The organism is Arthrobacter sp. PAMC 25486 (assembly GCF_000785535.1).
In the GTDB taxonomy this organism is placed as follows: Bacteria; Actinomycetota; Actinomycetes; order Actinomycetales; family Micrococcaceae; genus Specibacter.
Genome location: NZ_CP007595.1, coordinates 1,996,107 through 2,016,730 on the forward strand (window position 1 = coordinate 1,996,107; position 20,624 = coordinate 2,016,730).

Consider the following 20,624-nt stretch of genomic DNA (forward strand, 5'->3'; position numbering starts at 1 on the left):
GGCCGTCAAGCACCGGGCGAAACCTTACGCGGGATTCCACCACATTCCGATGCAAAGCAACCGCTAGTGATCAATCTGGAACCTCTTGACGCATTCTTATCTGCCACGGCTTTTTCACAGCATGCCGCTCTTAGGCGGTTCGCACGAACAGCGCCGCATCGGCTGGATCAACGCCGTCGACTATCGCGATGCGCGCCAGGGCAGCGACAAAGCCACGCCGGCCAAGATATAAGCCAAACTGGGGCTGCACACCCACGACTTCTTTTCTGAAGCGATCTGCCGTCAATCAGTTCATCGCAACCCTCACAGACAAGTGCCGTCAGGGTTCCTGCCCACACGCCAACTTCGCCGCACCGCAATCAAGTACAAATTGAGGCTACCCGCCACCAACATTCTTTGATCAGCGTTTCAGCATGGCCGGGCACGAAAACGCCCGGGATGCTTCAAGCATCCCGGGCGTCCCCACAGCAGTACAGCGGTTCTAGACGTTGAAGCGGAACTCCACCACGTCGCCACACATAGCAACGTCTGGGCGTGCTTGCCGGAACCGGGCAAGTTATTGAGCCGGACGATCACTGCAAATCAAGACCCCTTGAATTCGCAGGCTTCCGATGGGCGGTGACCCGCATGGCCGCTGTCATAACAGCCGACATGCTCGCCGCCAGCACCGACCGGCCACGTCCGGCAATCCAGAAAGTACCGTCATCGCTTCGGCATTCAAGTAGCGTCAGTGCCTCGCTGTCGTTGCCTGCACCCACGCTGGTCTGGTGCAGGCTGAGAACGCCAACCGAGATGTTGTGAGCCTCCAGTGCGGAAGTCAAAGCCTCAACGGGCCCAACACCATCATGGGTGCTCCTGTGTTGCCGCCCAGAAACGTCGAGAACGAGCTCCACGCGAGTGACTCCCTCCGTATCTGCAACCTGATAACTGTTCAGTGCGAGGCACTCAACTGGTGTGCCCCGATCCAGATAGACCTGCTGAAAGACAGCCAACAGTCCGCCTGCACTGACTTCGCTGCCGTTGGCATCAGTATGCTGCTGCACATGGCGAGCGAAGTCAATCTGCAGGCGTCGAGGCAACTCAATCCCAAACTCAGATTCGAGCAGATATGCGATTCCGCCCTTCCCCGACTGGGAGTTCACACGTATCACCGCGTCGTAACTCCGCCCAATATCGGCCGGGTCAATCGGTAGATAAGGAACATTCCAAGGAACCTCGGATTCCGGACGGTCTTCAGCGCTGGCCCGTGCACGATGCGCTATGAACCCTTTCTTAATCGCATCCTGATGTGTGCCGCTGAAGGCGGTGTGCACGAGGTCGCCAACATAGGGGTGGCGCGGGTGCACCTCAAAACGGTTGCAATACTCCACTGTTCGACGGATTTCATCGATGTCGGAAAAATCGATCATCGGATCGATGCCTTGAGCGTGGAGATTTAGTGCCAGTGTCGCGATATCAACGTTTCCGGTGCGTTCGCCGTTCCCAAAAATGCACCCTTCAACCCGTTGAGCTCCCGCGAGCACAGCGAGCTCGGCGCAAGCGATCCCTGTACCGCGGTCGTTGTGTGGATGTACCGACAAGATCACGGAATCGCGGCGTGCAAGATTTTTGTGCATGTATTCGATTTGGTCGGCATACACGTTCGGGGTTGCGACTTCCACAGTGGCCGGCAGGTTGAGAATCACGGGACGCTCAGGCCTCGCATCCCACAGCTCTGTCATGCTGTTGCAGATGTCGAGTACATAGTCGGGTTCGGTCAGGTTAAAAACTTCTGGGGAAAATTCAAAGCGTACGTTCGGCATGTCCCCGGCAAATTCAAGCACATCACGTCCACCAGCCAAGATGAGTTCCTTGAGTGCTTCCCGCTCGTAGCCGAGCACCAGGTTGCGCCACGTTGGAGCGGTCGCCGTATACATGTGAATCACGACCGGATTGGAAATCCCCTGGATCGAGGTCACGGTCCGCTCGATGAGGTCTCGACGAGCTGGGGTAAACACGACAATCGTCACGTCGTCCGGGGCGATGTCGGCATCGGCGATCTGCCGCACGAAGTCGTAGTCGGTCTGTGATGCTGAGGGGTAGCCAACCTCGATCTCTTTGTATCCCATGGCGACCATGAGCTCGAAGAAGCGACGCTTACGAGCCGGGTCCATCGGCTCGGCGAGCGCTTGATTGCCATCGCGCAAGTCAACCGGGACCCACTGTGGAGCCTCGGTGAGCTGCCTCGTCGGCCAGTCGCGTTCGGCAATCGGTACTTCGACTCGAGAGTAGACGTTGGTGTAGCGATGCGAGGGCATCTGAGAATATCGTTGCTGGTTCCAGCTCGGCGCACTTTCGGGCCGGTCGCCTGCCGGAGTCGAAATATGGGGAAAAGATGTCTTTGTCATTCTATGATTCCTTCAGTCCAAGAATTGCGACCGGCACAGCATTCGACTCCACGACGGGGAGCCGGTCTGGCTACGCCCCGCCGCGGCGGCGAAGTAGAAGGAACTTATCCAAGAACATGGATAGACTGTAACACAACTCCTCAGACAAGCTGATGAGTTGGAAGGCAATTACGTGGCACAAGTGACTCGAACTCCGCTGGCGGATCAAGCAGCGGATCTCTTACTCGAACGCATCCGTTCGGGCGAATGGGCTCTGGGCGAAAAGCTCCCGGGCGAGACCACGCTTGCTCCCCAGCTCGGCATCGGACGATCCACGCTGCGTGAGGCCATTCGCCAGCTGGCAGGGCGCGGAGTAGTGGCATCCCGGCAGGGCTCGGGTGTATTCATCATGGCACTGGACGTCGCGGAAGACTGGGATATCATCCTGCGGAGCACCGACATCACCTCGGTCATCGAGGCACGCATCGCCATCGAAACAGAAGCCGCCTCGCTCGCCGCCGCACGTCGGACCCCGGCGGATGTCCGTGCGATCCGCCGCGCCCTCACTAAACGCGCCGAAGGCCGCGATGAAATTGAGAGTCACGTCGATACAGATACCGCGTTCCACCGCACGATCGTGGCCGCGGCACACAATCCAGTACTGCTAGATCTGTTCGATAGCTTCACCCCCCGACTTCGCGAGGCAATGATCGAGATGTTGCGCACCCGCAAGAGATTTGGGCACGCGGAGGACCAAGAGCTTCACGGGGGGCTCGCCGACGCGATCTTCGATCGAGACTCCGTCACGGCTGCTCAGCGTAGTCGCACTCACCTGCTATCGCTGCGGGATAGCCTCGCATAGACAGGAACTTGGGGTACAAGCCGGACCGTCGGGCAAGCTCTACCTGGCTCAGGCCGGTAGCCTCTCAAAGGGTTCGAACTTGATTCACCATGCCGGAGCCATATCGTTTGAAATGGTTATAGCAACAGACGTCAGATTTCGCGTAGGGCCGATTTGCCAGCTTACAAATGCGGCCGCATCACTTCGCCAGGGATAAAAATGCTCCTCAGGCCACGGACCCGAGGAGCATTCTTCGTAGAATTTCTAGACGTTGAAGCGAAACTCCACCGCATTCCGGTACGTAGCAACCTGTGTTGACGATTACCGTCAATTCGATGAGCATTGATGGCAAGTCAGACACGCTCCGCATGTTGCCACAAGGTACCGAATGATTTTCATTCTCACGATCTGATGCTGAACGCCATCCGTTTTCGGATCCGCATATTGCCGACGACCTCACCCAACTTCGAGCGCAAATCAGTGGAGGCTCCGCAGGGCATCTCCAAACTATATTCATGAGAAGGAATCGATCGTTTCATACCCCACAGGTGCAGGGTTCGAACATCGAGTGTCCCGAGATTTTGCGTTCAGACTGCCGAGTGAAGGACGTTACAACGAGCGCTTTACGTCAAACGACTTGGCAGCGATCAGTTGGAACAGTCTTCCATCATGCTTCCGTTCGTCAATCTGCTAGATGCATACTGAGAAAATGAGCCAACTAAATGAGCCGCTCCCCCACACTCCTCGATCAAGTCTCAGGAGGAACAGATGTGACCTACGGTGACCTAGCCTTGATAGGTGCAGCACTATTGACAACAGTGACGTCAGTGGCCCAGCTCGGCTGGGCTTCGCCTGGAAGTAGCCTTGATTACAGTCCTAAAGTGTCGGAGTCTCACCACATGATCGTGCGCGATTTCATCGCGTGGACATCCCACCGAAAGTCCCTTGCTGATGGATGCGAAGAGCGACTACGCGCCTTCGTTGACGATAGCGGTTGGACGAGGCACGTCTTAAATCAAATGAGTAAAAATTTAGGCTTCTAGAACTAAAATTAGTTACTCGCGAAACGCTTTCAGCAATTTGTTCTGGAGCGACTACCAGTCACGCCTCATATCGCCATTACATGTCAACGTCGCGACTCCAAGCAGCCAGGCCCTACGATCCGGGTTCTAGCTCGCTGCAACGGCTTGATCTAGCCAAAATCCCATCAAATCAAAAATGCCCGAGATGCATGACGCATCCCGGGCATTTCACAAGCTGTTCGAACGAAACTAGACGTTGAACCTAAATTCAACGACGTCGCCGCACAGAGAAACGTCTCGCCGAAGCCATAGAGACGAATATCTGACCAAGTCCAGTGCGGAGCCGGTCCGACCAGTACCGTAGTGTACGACGCATATGGTTGAAATTCTCTAGGAGTAGGTCCCATGCTCGATTTCACTGCAGTCGATTTTGAAACGGCTAACTCGTTTCGTGGTTCTCCATGTTCGGTCGGGCTTGTAAGAGTCCGTGACGGACGGGCAGTAGACAAGCAGCACTGGCTGATCCGCCCGCCGGAAGGCGCTGATTGGTTCGACGCCTGGAACACAGCGATTCACGGGATCACTGCTGGGATGGTGACCAACGCTCCTCGCTGGAAGGATGTGCTGCCGCAGATCGTCAACTTCATCGGTGACGACGTGGCTGTGGCCCACAACGCAGGCTTCGACATCGGAGTCATCCGCTACGCCTGCGAGGTGGACAACATCGAGTGGCCCGAAATGCGCTTCCTTTGCAGCCTCGTCATGGCCCGTCGAACCCTGGCGCTCCCGACCTATCGATTGCCTTTTGTGGCCGCGTCACTGGGCTTCGAGTTGGAAAACCACCACGACGCCCTAGCGGACGCGAACGCTGTGGTCGAGATCGTCGCAAGGCTCGCAACGCAGCGGGAAGTCACCGACGTCGCTAGCCTCGCTGCGGCCGTGGGTGTCCGCCTCGGGCGCGTGGGCAGCGGCATCTACCGCGGCTGCGTCGCGAACGGCGCTGGCGACCGCGGATTCACCCCCATCGAAGTCAACGCGGACGCCGACCCGAGTGGTTACCTACACGGTCGCGTTGTGGTCTTCACGGGGGCACTCATGTCAATGACGCGGGATGTAGCCCGGCAGGAATGCGCCAAAGTCGGCGCGATCCCCGAGGAGAACACTACGAAACGAACCAACGTCCTGGTAGTTGGAGATATCAACCCTGCTGCGCTGCGCCCGGGATCGGACCTCACGGGCAAGACGCGAAAGGCGTTCGAATTGCAGGACAAGGGTCAGAAGATTGAGGTGATGACGGAGGATGACTTTCTCCGCTGCCTCGACGGCAACCGCCTCGACAGCGCTGAGGTCCTTCTCGACGATAGCTGCCGGCAGACCGCGGAGGCGGAGCCGCACCCTGCGATTTCCGCTCCGAAGCGCGGACGAAGCGCTCTGTCGACCATGCGACAGCCACCGGAGCAACCAAAGCCAGCGAGGGCCCCGAAACCACTGCGCAGGACTCCGGTCCCCACCGATCAAGCCTGCTCGGTCGAGGACTGCGAGACTGTAGCCGCGTTCAAAACTCGGAAGAAGCCGACTTGGTGCGCGGTCCACATCGAAGACATTCAACGCATCGGCGGGCTCCGCCCGCTGGAATCCTTTACGCATCCCGACGACTGGCAGCTGACAGAGTGCATGAACTGTGCGGTGCAAGCGCATTACCGCTTTAATTACACGCTGGAGAAGAACGGCTGGAGCGAGCCGACCTGCCGTGCCTGCTACTGGCGCAAGTGGGCCAAAAAAGCAAGGGGAGATTGGGCTGAGCTCACTCCAGCGACCTTCGAGGAAACCAAAACATACGTCGACGGACACGGATTCGACTACCTTGGAGCACTCACCGCACCGTCATTAAGCGACGATCCGCACCTCACGAAGTGCCGTCGCTGTGGGAAGATCAGCGCCCAGAGACTCGGAGACATTGGTTTCGGATGTACCTGCCAGCCCCGAAACTAATTGCTCCGACTCACAGTCGGACTTGCATCGAGGGGCCGCGCACTTCGACCTTAACTATCCTCGTCGAGCACTGGCGCACTCGGCACAAAATACAATTCCACTACACATTGAATCTAGATTCCACCACGTTCCGTCGCTGACGAGCATCTGCGGTAGTGCGTCAGACGAAGTGTCGACTCCAGAACGGATCGTCCGCCCAAGACTCAGGGATGCCCATCCCTGAGCGGTTCATCTGAGGTCGATCGCTTACGAGTTCGTGAAGCCTCCGCGCCCAACTGCTGCGCGGCGACACTGTGTCGAGCACGGACTGGAGCGATACAAGAACCGGCTACAGACGCTTCCTAGACCGATCGGGAAGAGCCTTGGAAATCGCGAGCCACGAAACTTTGGGCGACGTCGGGATCACCGGGTACACACCGAGGCCGACGTTCCACAGTCGCCCATGGTGCGCACAAACGTTTCGCACCCTAACATAAGTCCGTAGCCAAGACTCCATCACTGGCGCAGTCAGGCCAATGCTAGTGGCGACTGCGGTCTTGTCCGACCTTCGGCTTAAGTTGGTGATCATGTTGTCCAGTTGACCGAGTGTGAGCGTCTCCACCATGAGCCAGGACGGCGGTAGTTCGGGAGATCTATAAGTCGTCAGGTAGTGTTCCAACGCCGATCGATGATTGAGTGAACCATCCTCGGATTCAGGCTGCCCAGTGAGGCGTGCATCAGAGGTCTCGCGGATGATCCTGAGCAGTCTGTCGTGCTTACTTCGGTCGCGGAAGTGTGATGCGTCAAGATACCAGTGCGAATCCCCGTAGGTCGTCGACATATGGTCTGTGAGCGCCGCGCGTACCGCAACCTCAACCCGTTCTAACGCATCCATCACCAGCAGCCGCAGCGCCCGATCGAATACATAGAGACCCAGCACGTCGTCGAACGTCGTTCCATCACGGAACACGTGATCAGGCCGGCCGATCTGGAAAGGGATCATGTACGGCGAAAGTCGGTAGTACCCGATGTGCCGTAGGTATCTTCTCGCACGCTCCATGTCTGGGATTTCCAGACCGCGCGCGGCTAGGCGTCCGGCGAGTTCGCCAAGATTCAGTGGCGGCTTGTCATAGCGGAGAGTGCCACGAGGCCGCGGCATTCGAGGCATTTGCGTTCCCCTGACCCGAGATCAGGACTCCGGACATGGTGAGGATGCGACTTTCGTAGTTTGTTGAATTGCCGCGGTTCTTACTACGGCTCGGGCTGTTAATTCCATGCCCACTGTGAGATAATAAAGGCGTGATGATTTCCTGCGTGGGTGGGTGAAACAATGGTTTCAATGACTACCCAAACCGCCCTTCCCGTACTGCCGGACCTCGGCGCTGTGCTCATGGGCGAGCGTGCGGCCCTGCTGGAAAACGCCACTGGTGGCAAAGTCTTCATCAACGGGCAGCTGGCCTATGTGTGGGGTGCGGGCCAGGACGGGCTTCGCCGGCTGGCGGCCTCCCAACTGGTCGATACCGGTGCCGCCCAGGTCAACGACGTCGCCGCAGCTTTCGGCGTCAACACGGAGTCGTTGCGGCGCTGGCGCAAGTCCCAGGACTCCGGACACGCTCGGGTGACGGGTTTGCGAGTTCGTTGATTTTTCGGGATTTCCCTTGGTGAAAGCCTGTTAATTTTGCCCACTCTTCGATATAATAGATCCAAGAAACAGTGTCTCTTGGAAGGGTGAAATGATGAGTGTTATGACTGCTCAACCTCCTCTTCCTGTGGCGATGGTTCTGGATGCTGTGCCGCTGGGTCTGGCCGGGGAACTGGTGAGGGACGCCGATGGTGGTGGCACGGTTTTTCTTCACGGCCAAACTTCGTTTTCCTGGGACGCGGGGGACGAAGCCGGCCGCCGCTGGGCAGCGGTGAAACTAGCGGCGATGAAGGCCGCCGGAGTCGGTGAGATCGCCGCCGTCTTTGATGTCACCCCGTCAACGGTGTGGTTATGGAAGCAGTTGCTGGCTGATGGCGGCATCATCGCTTTAGTGCCGGAAAAGAAGGGGCCAAAGAAAGCTTCCCTACTCACCGGCGCTGTCATCACCCGGATCGTGGAACTGCGCAGCACGGGCCTGTCCCAGCAGGCCGTCGGCAACGCGGTAGGCGTCTCTGAGTTCAGCGTCCGCCGGGCCCTGAAAATCGCTGCGGAACAAGCCACTACTGACGCTGCGGACATAGCCGCCGCGGGTAACCCTGAGCCCCTAGAACCAGCACCCGCTGTTGCGCAACAGCGGGAACTACCGATCTTGCCGGCCTCGGCACCCCGCACGGCCGAGCGAGCCGCTGCCAGCATGCTCGAGTGCGCTGCTCCGGTGTTTGCCCCGGCCGCACATATCCGTCACGCCGGGCTGTTTCTGGCGTTCCCCGCCCTGGAAACCACCGGCCTGCTCGCCTGCGCGAAGGAGGTTTACGGGGCGTTGCCGAATGGGTTCTACGGCCTCGAAACCGTCCTGATCGATAGTGTGCTGCGGGCATTGGCTGGGGAAGCCCGTGCAGAGGGCTCCACCCGTTTTGACCCGGAAGAGCTGGGGCGGGTGTTGGGTTTGGATCGGGCACCTGAAGTGAAAACCATCCGCCGTCGGATCGGCCAACTCGCCGAGAGCGGCAAGGCCCAGGAAATGATCGCCGCCTTGGCCAAACACCATCTGGCCGGCACCGGTCCTGGTGGTGAGGACCTGGCAGCGATCCTCTACGTTGACGGGCATGTGCGCGCCTATCAGGGCACGAAAAAGATCGGGCGGCTCTACTCCACGAGGTTGAAGTTCCCGGTCCCGGCGACCGAGGAAACCTGGGTCACCGACGCGAACGGCGCCCCCGTGTTCGTTGTCATGGCCGCACCGGGTGCGTCCCTGGCCGCCGAACTACGCGACCTGCTGCCGGAACTGCGCACAACTGTCGGGGACGACCGCCGGGTGCTGGTTGGTTTTGACCGTGGCGGCTGGTCACCGGCACTGTTCAAACACATGGATGCGGCTGGTTTTGATGTGCTGACCTGGCACAAAGGCACCACCGAAGACATCAAGGAAGACCTCTTCAAAGAGGTCACCCATACCGATGAACACGGCCAGACACGGTCCTGGTCGGTCGCTGACACGCTCGTTGACCTGCCCCTGAACACCACCAAGAAAACTGGGGAAGTGTTCAACATCCGCCAGATCAGCCGCATCGTGGCCACCACCGGTGGCGGCACCCGGCAAATCCATATCCTGACCACAGACAAAGACCTTCCTGCCGGGGAGGTCGTGTATCGGATGGGGAACAGGTGGCGGCAGGAAAACCAGTTCCGCTACGCCCGCATGCACTTCGAGCTCGACTCCCATGACTCCTACCGTTCAAGCGATGACAACGAGGACCGGATGGTGCCGGAACCAGCGAAGGCCCGCGCCTACCAAAAAGTTGTTGCCGCCCGGCGCCACCACGCAGAAGCAGCAGCCGTGGCCGATCTGAACCTGCTGGCCCTGAAAACCCCGGCCCAGGGCACGGATGAAGTCACGGTGACCAGCGCCATGCACAACCACGTCATGGCACCAGTATGGGAAGCAGAAAATGCCTTGGCTGCTGCTGAAAAGATTCATCAGGGAATCCCGGCGAAGATCCGCCTCGGCGACCTGAACCCCGGCCAGCAAGTCCTGGATACCGAGGTGAAGATGATCCACACCGGCATCCGGATGGCCGCCTACAACACCGCGATGACGATCGCCCGGGAGATCCGCACCAACACCGGCTACCGTCGCGCGAACCAGGAAGCCCACGCCCTCATGCGCCAGATGTTCCATCAGAGTGGCGACATCAACACCACCGAGCCCGGATACCTGACCATCACCTTGGACCCGCTACCGACCACAGCGAAAACTGCGGCCGCCGCCGAACTCTGCAACCACCTGACCGCCGCCGAAACCCGCTACCCCGGCAGCAACCTGATCCTCAAATACGCCATCAAAACCAAGACCCCGGCTCTTATCAATTAAATCGTGATGTCAGGAGTCCTGAGTCCCTCGAAAGCACTGGCCTGATGGGCTTGGCACCGGTGAAGAAGGGACCCAAACGCCCATCCCTGCTCACGGAAGCCAAGGCAGTAGAGATTCSYGCTGTTCGTGCCGGCGGCGCGAGCCTGCGGGCCACCGCCGAAGCGACCGGGGTTTCCACCGATACGGTCCGTCGCGCCATGGCCACCACGACAGAAACCCCGGCAACTGAATCTACCCACGATTCTGTAGCACCCCTTGAAGCAGCGGAACAGCCTGTGCTGCCGGCCCCGGTGGCCCGTAACGGGGAGCGGGCAGCGGCACGGGCCGGGCTCCTTGAATGCGCGGCACCGGCGTTCGCCCCGGCCACCCGTGTTCGCCATGCCGGACTGTTCCTGGCGTTCCCGGCACTGGAAGCCACGGGCCTGCTCAGCAGCGCCAAAGCCGTGTATTCGGCGCTGCCGAATGGGTTTTACGGCCTCGAAACCGTCCTGGTCGATGCCGTGTTGCGGGCGTTGGCCGGGGAAGCCCGGGCCGAGGGAGCCACCCGCTTTGACCCGGTGGAGCTCGGGCGGGTGTTGGGGTTGGATCGGTCCCCGGAAGTGAAAACGATCCGCCTCCGGATCATCCAGCTGGCCGAAACGGGCAAAGCCGGGGAATTGATCGCCGCCCTGGCCAAACACCTCCTGGCCGGCACCGGCCCTGGTGGGGAGGACCTGGCCGCGATCCTCTATGTTGACGGGCATGTGCGCGCCTACCAAGGCACGAAGAAGATCGGGAAACTCTACTCCACGAGGTTGAAGTTCCCGGTCCCGGCGACCGAGGAAACCTGGGTCACCGACGCTAATGGTGCCCCCGTCTTCGTCGTCATGGCCGCACCCGGTGCGTCCCTGGCCGCCGAACTGCGCGACCTCCTGCCCGAACTCCGTGCTGCTGTTGGGGATGACCGGCGCGTGTTGGTCGGCTTCGATAGGGGTGGCTGGTCACCGGCGTTGTTCAAGCACATGCATGCGGCTGGTTTTGATGTGCTTACCTGGCGCAAAGGCACCACCAACGACATCACCGAAGATCTCTTCAAGGAGGCCACCTTCACCGAGGAGCACGGTGAAGAGAGGACCTGGTCGATTGCTGACACGCTCGTTGACCTGCCCCTGGCAACGACCAAGACCAGCGGGGAGGTCTTTGAGATCCGGCAGATCAGCCGGATCGTGGGCACCACCGGCAGCGGGACGAGGCAAATCCACATCCTCACCACCGATACGACCATGAGTGCCGGGGAGGTCGTGTATCGAATGGGGAACAGGTGGCGGCAGGAGAACCAGTTCCGCTACGCCCGCATGCACTTCGAGCTCGACTCCCACGATTCCTACACCAGCACCGGTGACAATGAGGAACGGATGGTGCCGAACCCTGCCAAGGCCAAGGCCTACCAAAAAGTCGTCGCCGCCCGCAATGCCCACACCGAGGCCGCTGCGATCGCCGAGACGAACCTGATGGCGCTGAAAACCCCGGCAGAAGGCTCCACGGAACTGGCCGTCACGGTCACCAGTGACATGCACAACCAGGCCATGGCACCGCTCTGGGAAGCCGAAAACGCATTGATCGCGGCGGAGAAGGCCCACAAAGCCATCCCTGCAAAACTCCGTCTCGGGGAGTTGAACCCGGGCCAGCAGGTCCTGGATACCGAGGTGAAACTGATCCATACCGGCATCCGCATGGCCGCCTACAACACCGCGATGACCATCGCCAGGGAGATCCGCACCAACACCGGCTACCGGCGTGCCAGCCAGGAAGCCCACGCTCTCATGCGTCAGATCTTCAACCAGCCCGGCGACATCGACACCACCAAGCCCGGCGTCCTGACCATCAGCCTGGACCCGCTGCCCACCAAGGCCAAAACAGCGGCCGCTGCCCAGCTCTGCGAGCACCTGAACAGCGCTGAAACTCGCTACCCCGGCACCGCGCTCATCCTGAGCTACAAAATCAAGAACAACGCCTAACGACCCACAGCAATTACCTCACCATGACCGGAGTCCTGGAGATAGAAAAATCCCCCAAGTGCGCATCGTGGAGAGGCGTGGGGGATGTAGTGGGTTGAGTATATCACTAGCGGCCGCCAGTGGGACGGCCAAGCATCGGATCAGAGCTCAACTACACATTGAATCTAAACTCCACCGCATTCCTGCACATACCAACCTCTACCCAGGCCACTCGTGATCGCAACCCCAGGTCGCCGACCGCGTCCCTCCCAATCGTCCCACCAGCACGCTATCCAGGACGTCTTATTCGCGACAGCTGGGACCATCGAATGTCGGGCCCGAACCTGTGTTCGGCATGGATCATGCGGATGGGCCCGTTCTCGGCAATGACGTCACCAACCGAAGGGTCCTCGTCCATAGCGGGCGCTTTGCAGGAACCTCCGGCGGATTACCTACCTCGGATTCAGCTCGGTCAAAGCTCTCCTCGATGAGAGCGTCATGGAGCGGCCGAAAGAAGAGAGGCCAAGTCACCCTCGCCGGCCCCGTGACGGTCATCATCAATTCATGCGTGAGCAACACAGTTGCCTCATCCGCAGTCTCCGAAACAGTAAATGCGTGATAGCCATGAAACCCCGATGGGCCAGTGAATTGGAAGCTTACGGATCGCCCTGGCTCATACGCATCCACCACATAGCGCACAGGCCCGTGCCCTCCAGATGCGCCGATACCAAGCGGTCTGTCCAGTCTCATCGACGGCCATTGTCCACGGGGCCACAACCGGTCATGCTTAGTCGACAAGGAGTCCAGCAAGTCTCCGACCGATTCAGCGCTCGCACGGACGTATCGCTGATGAACGTTCTGGATCATGTTCTGAGACTAACAATAGGATCACCGGACGACTATGGTTACGAGCACCGAACGACGGATCAAGGTTGCACAGATGGTTTCGTGGGCCGAGACGTTAGATCAGAATTTAATTACACATAGAAACGGAATTCAACCACGTCGCCGCACATACCCGGCTCACGTTGGACGGTCACCTTGCCGTTACGGTCAGTTCCTGGCAGTAGGAGCTCTACGGACCAAGCGTGCGACCACATGGCACACCAGCGCGGCAGGGAGGAGCATAGCAACTCCGTTGACCGTGTCACGGAACTGCAAGCTGACGCCATCCCGGTAAAGTTCGCGACGCGCGACGAGCGCCCCGGGCAACATCACCGGCAGTGCCGAAGCAACACCCGCGGTGTATCCACGCTGTGCAATCGAAGCGATTAGGTGAGACGCGACGTGGGCTTCCAGTCCGGCGGCAACGGCCCGATACATTTTCGACTTGCCGCCCGTACGCACGCCACGGCCACAAGCCGCCGCTACGAGGGTCCCCATCAGAGCAACAGCCATCCATGACTGGTGAGGCGTGATCCTGAGCTGTTTTATACCCGTGCGGTCGACGAGTCGATCGCTGGTTGCAGGGAACGCGAATGCTTCCTCAATGTCGTGGATAAACCATGCCGTAAAAAGGGCAATCGGACCCTTCCAACTCACAAATCAGCGCTCCCTTCGCGCGTCCAGCTGGGACTGAATTTGCCGGTAGACGCGTGTGTTCACATACATCGTTTCATAACAAGCGCGGCTATTCAGCACGGGTCACCAAGACGTTGAACGGGAACTCAATAACACATTGAATCTCAATTCGACCATCTAGTCGCACAAACCAACCCCTCGCGGCGTGCGGTTTCCAGCGACGCCGTTTCCTACTGCCAGACATCTGAATGCCTCGGGCTTCACAGAACGAGAAGCTATTGCGCAATCCGCGCGGTCGCTCCCGAACGGCAAAGACCTCCGGTGGCCATCAGTCCAGATTCCAGGACGATCCCTTATCCCCAGCGCTGCTTGTACATTCGCCATGGACGTCTTGACATCAGGTACAGAAATGCCCGGAATACCAAAGCATTCCGGGCATTTCTTACGGCCTAGACCGAAGCGATTCTAAACATTAAATCTAAATTCCACCACGTCGCCGTCGTGCATGACGTATTCCTTGCCTTCAATGCGCACCTTGCCCTTGGCCTTCGCCTCGTGCATGGAACCGGCCTCCATGAGGTCATCGAAGTGGACAACTTCGGCCTTGATGAAACCGCGCTGGAAGTCGGTATGGATGACGCCGGCAGCCTGCGGGGCGGTGTCGCCCCGGTGAATGGTCCAGGCGCGAGTTTCCTTCGGGCCGGCCGTCAAATAGGTCTGCAAGCCCAGGGTGTGGAAGCCGACACGCGCCAGCTGGTCCAAGCCAGACTCTTCCTGGCCGCTCATCTCCAGCATTTCGCGGGCCTCGTCCTCGTCCAACTCAACGAGGTCGGACTCCAACTTGGCGTCAAGGAAGATCGCGTCGGCCGGGGCCACCAGTTCCCGCAGCTCGGCTTGGCGCTCAGGGTTGCCGAGAACGGCGTCGTCAACGTTGAACACGTAGATGAACGGCTTGGCGGTGAGCAGGCCGAGCTCCTGCAGGTGCTCCATCTCCAGCTTGTCACTCTTGATGGAGGAGAAAATGGTGTCGCCGCGCTCAAGGACCTTCTGGGCAGCCAGCATGGCGTTCAGTTCTGCGGCCTCTCGCTGCTTGAGCTTGACGGCCTTTTCAACACGCGGGATGGCCTTTTCAATGGTCTGCATGTCGGCCAGGATCAGCTCGGTGTTGATGGTCTCCATGTCGGAGCGGGGATCAACCTTGCCGTCAACGTGCACCACATCGGGGTCGTCAAACACGCGGATGACCTGGGCGATCGCCTCGGCCTCGCGGATGTTGGCCAGGAACTTGTTGCCCAGGCCTTCACCTTCCGAGGCACCCTTGACGATGCCTGCAATGTCCACGAAGGACACCACGGCAGGCAGCAGGCGCTGGGATCCAAAGATCTTGGCCAGCTGTGCCAAACGGGGATCGGGCAGGCTGACAACACCAACGTTGGGCTCGATCGTGGCGAACGGGTAGTTCGCTGCGAGCACGTTGTTGCGTGTCAGTGCGTTGAAAAGGGTTGATTTGCCGACGTTGGGCAGTCCGACGATGCCAATAGTAAGAGCCACGGTAAGTGATTCTACCGTTTGGCGGGGGTTTATGCTTGTTCGCCCCTTTTGCTCCGAATCCTAGAATGTCAGAGCCTCATGGGAAGGTGGTTTCATGAACGAATTCGGGTGGCTTGTAGCAATTTTAATGTTGGTCGTAGGGCTTGTCCTCGGTGCAGCTGCGGCGGCGTGGGTGCTGCTGGGCAGGTTGCGCGGAGCGTATGAGGAAGCTGACGCGGCCCATGAGCGGGCTTCCGCCCTGAACGCGGAATTCGCCGCCGCGGATGCCGAGCGCCGGCTGCTCAGCTCGCAAAACCATGCGCTGGCGGCACAGCAGGGCTCGGACTCAAATGTCTTGGCTGCGTTGGGGCCGGTGGCTGAGAAACTCAATGCCGTCCAGCGCCAGGTGTCCTTCTTGGAGCGCGACCGCGTGGAGCAGTACGGCCAGCTCGCCGAACAGCTGCGTGAAGCCAAGGATGCGGATGCCAAGTTGCTGGCCACCACATCCTCGCTCGCCTCGGCGCTGCGCTCAAACAGTGCCCGCGGCAGGTGGGGCGAGGTCCAGCTGCGCCGTGTGGTGGAGGCTGCCGGTATGCTGTCCCACGTCGATTTCAATGAGCAGGTCCACGCCGTCACCGATGATGGAATCCACCGCCCCGACATGGTTGTCCGTCTCCCCGGCGGGAAGGAGCTGGTGCTGGATGCCAAGGTTCCCCTGACGGCTTTCCTCAATGCTCATGACGCTGAGTCCATGCACGACGGCGGCACAACAGAGAGTGCCGCAGCCCACCATTTAGCCCGCCACGCCAAGGCGGTCAAGGCCCACATTGATGCCCTTGCCGGCAAGCAGTACTGGACCTCGGCGCTGAACTCGCCCGAGCTGGTGATTTGTTTTGTGCCAGTGGAGTCCATTCTGTCCTCAGCCCTCATGACAGATCCGGACCTTCTGGATTACGCGATGAGCAAGAACGTGGTGCTGGCGTCCCCCATCTCGCTCATGGCCATTTTGAAATCTGTCGCCTTTAGCTGGCGCCAAGATGTCCTGACGGAAAGCGCCAAGGAACTCTTTGAACTCTCAGCCCAGCTCTACACCCGCCTCGGCACCATGGGCGAGGCCGTCTCGGCTGTGGGGGTGTCCTTGAAAACCAGCGTCGACCGGTACAACAAGCTGGTGGGAACACTCGAGGCCAGAGTCCTGCCCACGGCACGCAAGCTCAACGCGCTGGACCCCAAAACATTGGAGTCCCCCGCCCAAGTGGAAGTCACACCGCGCACGCTCACGGCACCGGAGTTTGACGCGGCCAGTTAGTTAATCCCCACGTCCGCCCCACGTCCGCCCCTCGCTCATTCGTAGAGCCTTTCCGCGTTCGTGGCGGACACTTGCGCCTGAGAGCCCGTGTTTCTCCGAGAGTGACCCCAAACCGCATATCAGGCAACCTGTTTTCACCGAGAATGGTGAAAACTCGTCAGAAGCCGTCAAAGTCCCGCCCTTCTCGCGAATTTCCACCATTCTCGACTAGACGCGTCCAGAAACCTGCGGGTTTACCCCACTCTCGGCAGCCGGAGCTGCCCGCGGATGGAAGTGATCCTCGGACATGTCAGGTGAGCCGATCACGCCGTCGTTATTGCTGGACGTCGCCAATATTTCGGCGGCATCAAGCATTTTCGACGGCGTGCGTGGCGAAGGCAGTGGCCGCTGTCAGTTGTGCGGATGGCGCCTGAGACATGCAGGCCCCAGTATCCGGCTTCGACTGACGGTCAAAGCAGGTTGGAGCTCTTGACGCCCTTGTAGTCGGGATCGCCGGCGGCCTTCATGGTGGCGCGAAGTTCCTTTGGCAGGGAGAACAAGATGTCTTCCTTGGCGGTGACCACTTCCTCCACGGATGCGTAGCCGTAGTCGGCCAAAAGCATCAGCACGTCCTTGACTAGAACCTCCGGCACCGACGCTCCGCTGGTAACGCCCACGCTGGCCACGCCTTCAAACCAGGTCTCGTCAATTTCGTGGGAAAAATCAACGCGATAGGAGGCTTTTGCCCCGTATTCAAGGGCAACTTCCACCAGTCGCACCGAGTTGGAGGAGTTGGCAGAGCCCACCACGATCACCAAGTCTGCTTGAGGGGCGATCTCCTTGACGGCACCTTGGCGGTTGGTGGTGGCATAACAAATGTCATCACTGGGCGGGTCCTGCAGCTTGGGGAACCGCCCGCGCAGGATTTCCACAATCTCCATGGCTTCATCGACGGAAAGCGTGGTCTGGGACAGCCAGATCAGGTTCTCCGGATCCTCAACCTGGACGGTGCGCGCCTCGGCAGGGTTGTTCACAATGGTGGTGCTTTCGGGCGCTTCCCCGTATGTACCTTCCACTTCCTCGTGGCCTTCGTGGCCAATCAGCAGGATGTGTTTGTTTTCCTTGGAAAAACGCACAGCCTCCTTGTGCACCTTGGTCACGAGGGGGCAGGTGGCGTCGATGGTGCGCAGGCCGCGGTCCGCTGCGGACTGGACGACTGCCGGTGAGACGCCGTGGGCTGAGAAGACTACCAATGCGCCTTCGGGAACTTCCTCGTTTTCTTCCACGAAGATGGCACCGCGGGCTTCCAGCGAGGACACCACATGGACGTTGTGCACAATCTGCTTGCGCACATAAACGGGTGCGCCGTGGTGTTCAAGGGCCTTTTCCACCGCGATGACCGCCCGGTCAACGCCTGCACAATAGCCGCGCGGTGCGGCGAGCAGGACCCGCTTTTCCCCGGTCACCGGGGCTGCTGCAGCCACCTCTTCGGGTGATTTGCGACGGCGCGGAACGGTGGGCATGGACAAGGAAACAGCAGTGGTGCTCATAGCCACCATCCTACGTGGTGCGTCTGCGCTTCACCACGAGAGTTGCAACACCAGCCACCGCCACAACAGCGGCGATGCCGAAGGTGGCATTGATGCCGCCACGCCAACTCGCCCGCGCCAGCGTCCCCAGCTCGACGCCCACCTGCTGGGCCACCTCCGGCCCCACAGCCAGACCTGCCAGCACGGTCTGCACAAAACTTGACGCCAACAGCCACACAAGCGCGACGGCGGCGAGTCCCACGCCTGCGAGCACAAGGGTAAGGCCCCGCCGTCGTGCCACGATGACACTTAACACCAGAAGGGCCACGGCGATGAACACAAGCCAGCCGCTCCACCCTCCCAGCATGGTCACCATGGGCAACAGCGAGGCAACTTTCGGCTGTTCAACACTGACCACGGCATCCGGCGGCACGGGCAGGTTGATGCCGAGGTCGGCGCCCACATTGGCGGCAATCAGGCCCAGCAGAGGCGCGATGTCCAGCAGCACATCGCCTTCGATTTCCGTGTTCCCGGCCGCGTCAAAGGTGAGCTGGTGGCTACGCTGCAGGGTTTGCGTCCAGGCAGCCGCATAGCCGGGATCGGTGTACAGGTTCCGGGTGGCAGAGTTGATGACAGCACCGGCCAGTTCGTTGAGTTGCGGTGGCAGGTTCAACGATGCGGTCGACTGCGCGACCAGCATCGCCGTGAGGCCCTCCTGGAATTCCTTGTTGCTGCCCAACGGTCCGGCCAGGGCCACAAAGCCTGCCTGGTCGGCGACGTTGCGCTGCAGCCACAGTGCGGGACCAGCCACGGCGGCCACGAGCAAGGATAAAATAACCAGCAGCGCAGACAAGGTAGTGCGCATGAACCATCCCAAATCGACAAATTTACGAACAATGGTTCCTCACACTAGTGCATGCCTGTGGATGACGGTGCGCCAGTGTCAGTGCCTGCGGATAGAGTTATTTCAAGGTGGTCCGGCACAGCGAATCACCAAAATGAAGGACGGCGATCTGACAATGGCGGAAACACCGGAGCGCAAGGTTATTGCAGCCACGGCGGCAGAAACCTCCCCCGACAACCCCTGGCCGTTGCAGTTGCTCAGCCAGAAACTCAAGGCCCACATCGAGAAGGCTCCGCCCGCCTGGGTGGAGGCCCAGGTGATCGAACTCAACAAGCGCGCCAACGTCAGCTATTTAACGCTGCGTGACGTTGACGCCGAGGTGTCCTTGAGCGTGACCATCTGGGGCTCGGTGTTGAGCCGGCTGGAGGCGCCGCTGGAGCGTGGTTCGCGGGTGGTTGCCCAGTTGAAGCCGGATTTTTGGCTCAAGACGGGCCGCCTGTCCATGCAGGGGCAGGATATTCGCCCCGTTGGCCTGGGCGATTTGCTGGCCCGGATCGAACAACTGCGCCAGGCCCTGGCCGCCGAGGGACTCTTCGATCCGCGCCGGAAGAAACAGCTGCCCCTGCTGCCGCACCGGATTGGGCTGATCACGGGCCGCAACTCGGATGCCATGAAGGATGTGCTGCAAAACGCCGCACTGCGCTGGCCCGCCGTCGAATTTGAGGTCCGCGAGGTCCCCGTGCAGGGCGTCAACGCCGTCACCGCCGTCATTGGCGCGCTGGCCGAGCTTGACGCCGATCCCGCCGTCGACGTGATCGTCATCGCCCGCGGCGGCGGCTCCCTGGAGGACCTGCTGCCGTTCAGCCACGAATCACTCATCCGCGCCGTTGCCGCCGCCCAGACTCCCGTGGTCAGTGCCATCGGGCACGAGGCCGACCGTCCGCTGCTGGATGAGGTGGCCGACCTTCGCGCGTCAACGCCCACCGACGCCGCCAAGCGGATTGTTCCCGACGTCAGTGAGGAGCTGCGCCGCATCAGTCAGGCCCGGGCGCAGCTCAACCGCCGCATTGAGGACCTCCTGGACCGTGAATTCGAACGGCTCAGCTTTCTGCGTTCCCGCCCGGTGATGGCCACCCCCCATTTGATGCTCACCAGCAAGTACGACGACGTTGCCTCCTTGGGCGGGCGCGCCAGGACCGCCGTGCGCACCCAGGTGGGGCGGCACCTCGACCAGTTGGCCCACCTCCGTGCCCAGGTGAGGGCGCTGTCGCCGCAAAAAACCCTTGACAGAGGTTACGCCGTGGTTCAGCTTGAAGACCGCAGCATTGTACGGGACCCCGAACAGGTCAACAGCGGAGCAGCGTTGCGGATCCGGGTCGCCGCCGGCGACTTCACCGCCACAGGAAACTAACACCCAGCCGTCTTTTCATCCCGTTCATCCCGGCGCACCGCGCGCCGCCACAGCAGCAAAGGAAACACCATGAGCCAGACAGAGACTCCCGCAGACATCGCAGCACTGAGCTACGAACAGGCCCGCGAACAATTGATGAACGTGGTCAACCAGCTGGAGGCTGGCAGTTCAAGCCTGGAAGACTCCCTTTCCCTATGGGAACGCGGCGAGGCCCTGGCCAAGCGCTGCGAAGAATGGCTCGAGGGTGCCAAGGCCCGTCTGGACGCCGCCCGGTCCACCAGCGAAGGGTCCGGCCCGGCATAGCCGGGCGGC

The 20,624-nt window shown here is 60.3% G+C and carries 14 protein-coding genes; 8 read left to right on the forward strand and 6 right to left on the reverse strand.

Annotated elements, in window-relative coordinates; all coding sequences use genetic code 11:
- Positions 1-572 precede the first annotated feature (572 nt).
- Positions 573-2,387 carry a 2-isopropylmalate synthase gene (locus tag art_RS09160; protein ID WP_038464292.1) on the reverse strand — a complete coding sequence of 605 codons (1,815 nt, stop codon included), beginning with the start codon at positions 2,385-2,387 and terminating at the stop codon, positions 573-575.
- A 157-nt stretch (positions 2,388-2,544) separates the two neighbouring features.
- On the opposite strand from art_RS09160, the gene art_RS09165 reads away from it, so the two are divergent.
- Together art_RS09165 and art_RS20985 are read left to right on the forward strand one after the other, a co-directional pair.
- Positions 2,545-3,228 (forward strand): FadR/GntR family transcriptional regulator, encoded by a 684-nt coding sequence (locus tag art_RS09165; RefSeq protein ID WP_253901533.1) that lies wholly within the window; start codon positions 2,545-2,547, stop codon positions 3,226-3,228.
- 1,406 nt (positions 3,229-4,634) lie between these two features.
- On the forward strand, positions 4,635-6,221 hold the full coding sequence (locus art_RS20985; protein WP_052136174.1) for an exonuclease domain-containing protein: 1,587 nt from the start codon (positions 4,635-4,637) through the stop codon (positions 6,219-6,221).
- 328 nt (positions 6,222-6,549) lie between these two features.
- On the opposite strand, the gene art_RS09175 is transcribed toward art_RS20985, so the two are convergent.
- Positions 6,550-7,368, reverse strand: coding sequence for an Abi family protein (locus tag art_RS09175; protein WP_367643775.1), 819 nt, complete (start codon positions 7,366-7,368; stop codon positions 6,550-6,552).
- Positions 7,369-7,539: 171 nt separating this feature from the next.
- Here art_RS09175 and art_RS09180 point away from each other — a divergent pair, with 171 nt between their 5' ends.
- From art_RS09180 to art_RS09190, 3 genes are all read left to right on the forward strand, one after another.
- The gene (locus art_RS09180) at positions 7,540-7,842 is read left to right on the forward strand and encodes a hypothetical protein (RefSeq protein WP_157875222.1); all 303 of its coding nucleotides are present in this window, start codon (positions 7,540-7,542) and stop codon (positions 7,840-7,842) included.
- Between the two features lie 103 nt (positions 7,843-7,945).
- Complete coding sequence (locus tag art_RS09185) at positions 7,946-10,213, forward strand: putative transposase (protein WP_157875223.1); 2,268 nt, start codon at positions 7,946-7,948, stop codon at positions 10,211-10,213.
- 44 nt (positions 10,214-10,257) lie between these two features.
- On the forward strand, positions 10,258-12,210 hold the full coding sequence (locus art_RS09190; RefSeq protein ID WP_038464304.1) for a putative transposase: 1,953 nt from the start codon (positions 10,258-10,260) through the stop codon (positions 12,208-12,210).
- Between the two features lie 1,032 nt (positions 12,211-13,242).
- Here art_RS09190 and art_RS23315 read toward each other — a convergent pair.
- Together art_RS23315 and ychF are read right to left on the reverse strand one after the other, a co-directional pair.
- Complete coding sequence (locus tag art_RS23315) at positions 13,243-13,731, reverse strand: HXXEE domain-containing protein (RefSeq protein WP_052136176.1); 489 nt, start codon at positions 13,729-13,731, stop codon at positions 13,243-13,245.
- 444 nt (positions 13,732-14,175) lie between these two features.
- The gene (ychF, locus tag art_RS09200; RefSeq protein WP_038464307.1) at positions 14,176-15,261 is read right to left on the reverse strand and encodes a redox-regulated ATPase YchF; all 1,086 of its coding nucleotides are present in this window, start codon (positions 15,259-15,261) and stop codon (positions 14,176-14,178) included.
- A 94-nt stretch (positions 15,262-15,355) separates the two neighbouring features.
- On the opposite strand from ychF, the gene art_RS09205 reads away from it, so the two are divergent.
- Positions 15,356-16,549 carry a DNA recombination protein RmuC gene (locus tag art_RS09205; protein WP_038464310.1) on the forward strand — a complete coding sequence of 398 codons (1,194 nt, stop codon included), beginning with the start codon at positions 15,356-15,358 and terminating at the stop codon, positions 16,547-16,549.
- A 449-nt stretch (positions 16,550-16,998) separates the two neighbouring features.
- Here the strand turns inward: art_RS09205 and art_RS09210 are convergent, their stop codons facing one another.
- On the reverse strand, positions 16,999-18,078 hold the full coding sequence (locus tag art_RS09210) for a 4-hydroxy-3-methylbut-2-enyl diphosphate reductase (protein ID WP_052136178.1): 1,080 nt from the start codon (positions 18,076-18,078) through the stop codon (positions 16,999-17,001).
- Positions 18,079-18,088: 10 nt separating this feature from the next.
- Positions 18,089-18,922: a hypothetical protein gene (locus tag art_RS09215; protein WP_157875224.1), complete on the reverse strand. Its 834-nt coding sequence runs from the start codon at positions 18,920-18,922 to the stop codon at positions 18,089-18,091.
- Positions 18,923-19,055: 133 nt separating this feature from the next.
- Here art_RS09215 and xseA point away from each other — a divergent pair, with 133 nt between their 5' ends.
- Both xseA and art_RS09225 read left to right on the forward strand, forming a co-directional pair.
- Positions 19,056-20,312, forward strand: a complete 1,257-nt coding sequence (gene xseA / locus art_RS09220) for an exodeoxyribonuclease VII large subunit (protein WP_253901536.1) — start codon at positions 19,056-19,058, stop codon at positions 20,310-20,312.
- A gap of 69 nt (positions 20,313-20,381) precedes the next feature.
- Entirely contained in the window at positions 20,382-20,615 is a 234-nt protein-coding gene (locus art_RS09225; RefSeq protein WP_038464316.1) for an exodeoxyribonuclease VII small subunit, read from the forward strand.
- Positions 20,616-20,624: the final 9 nt, after the last annotated feature.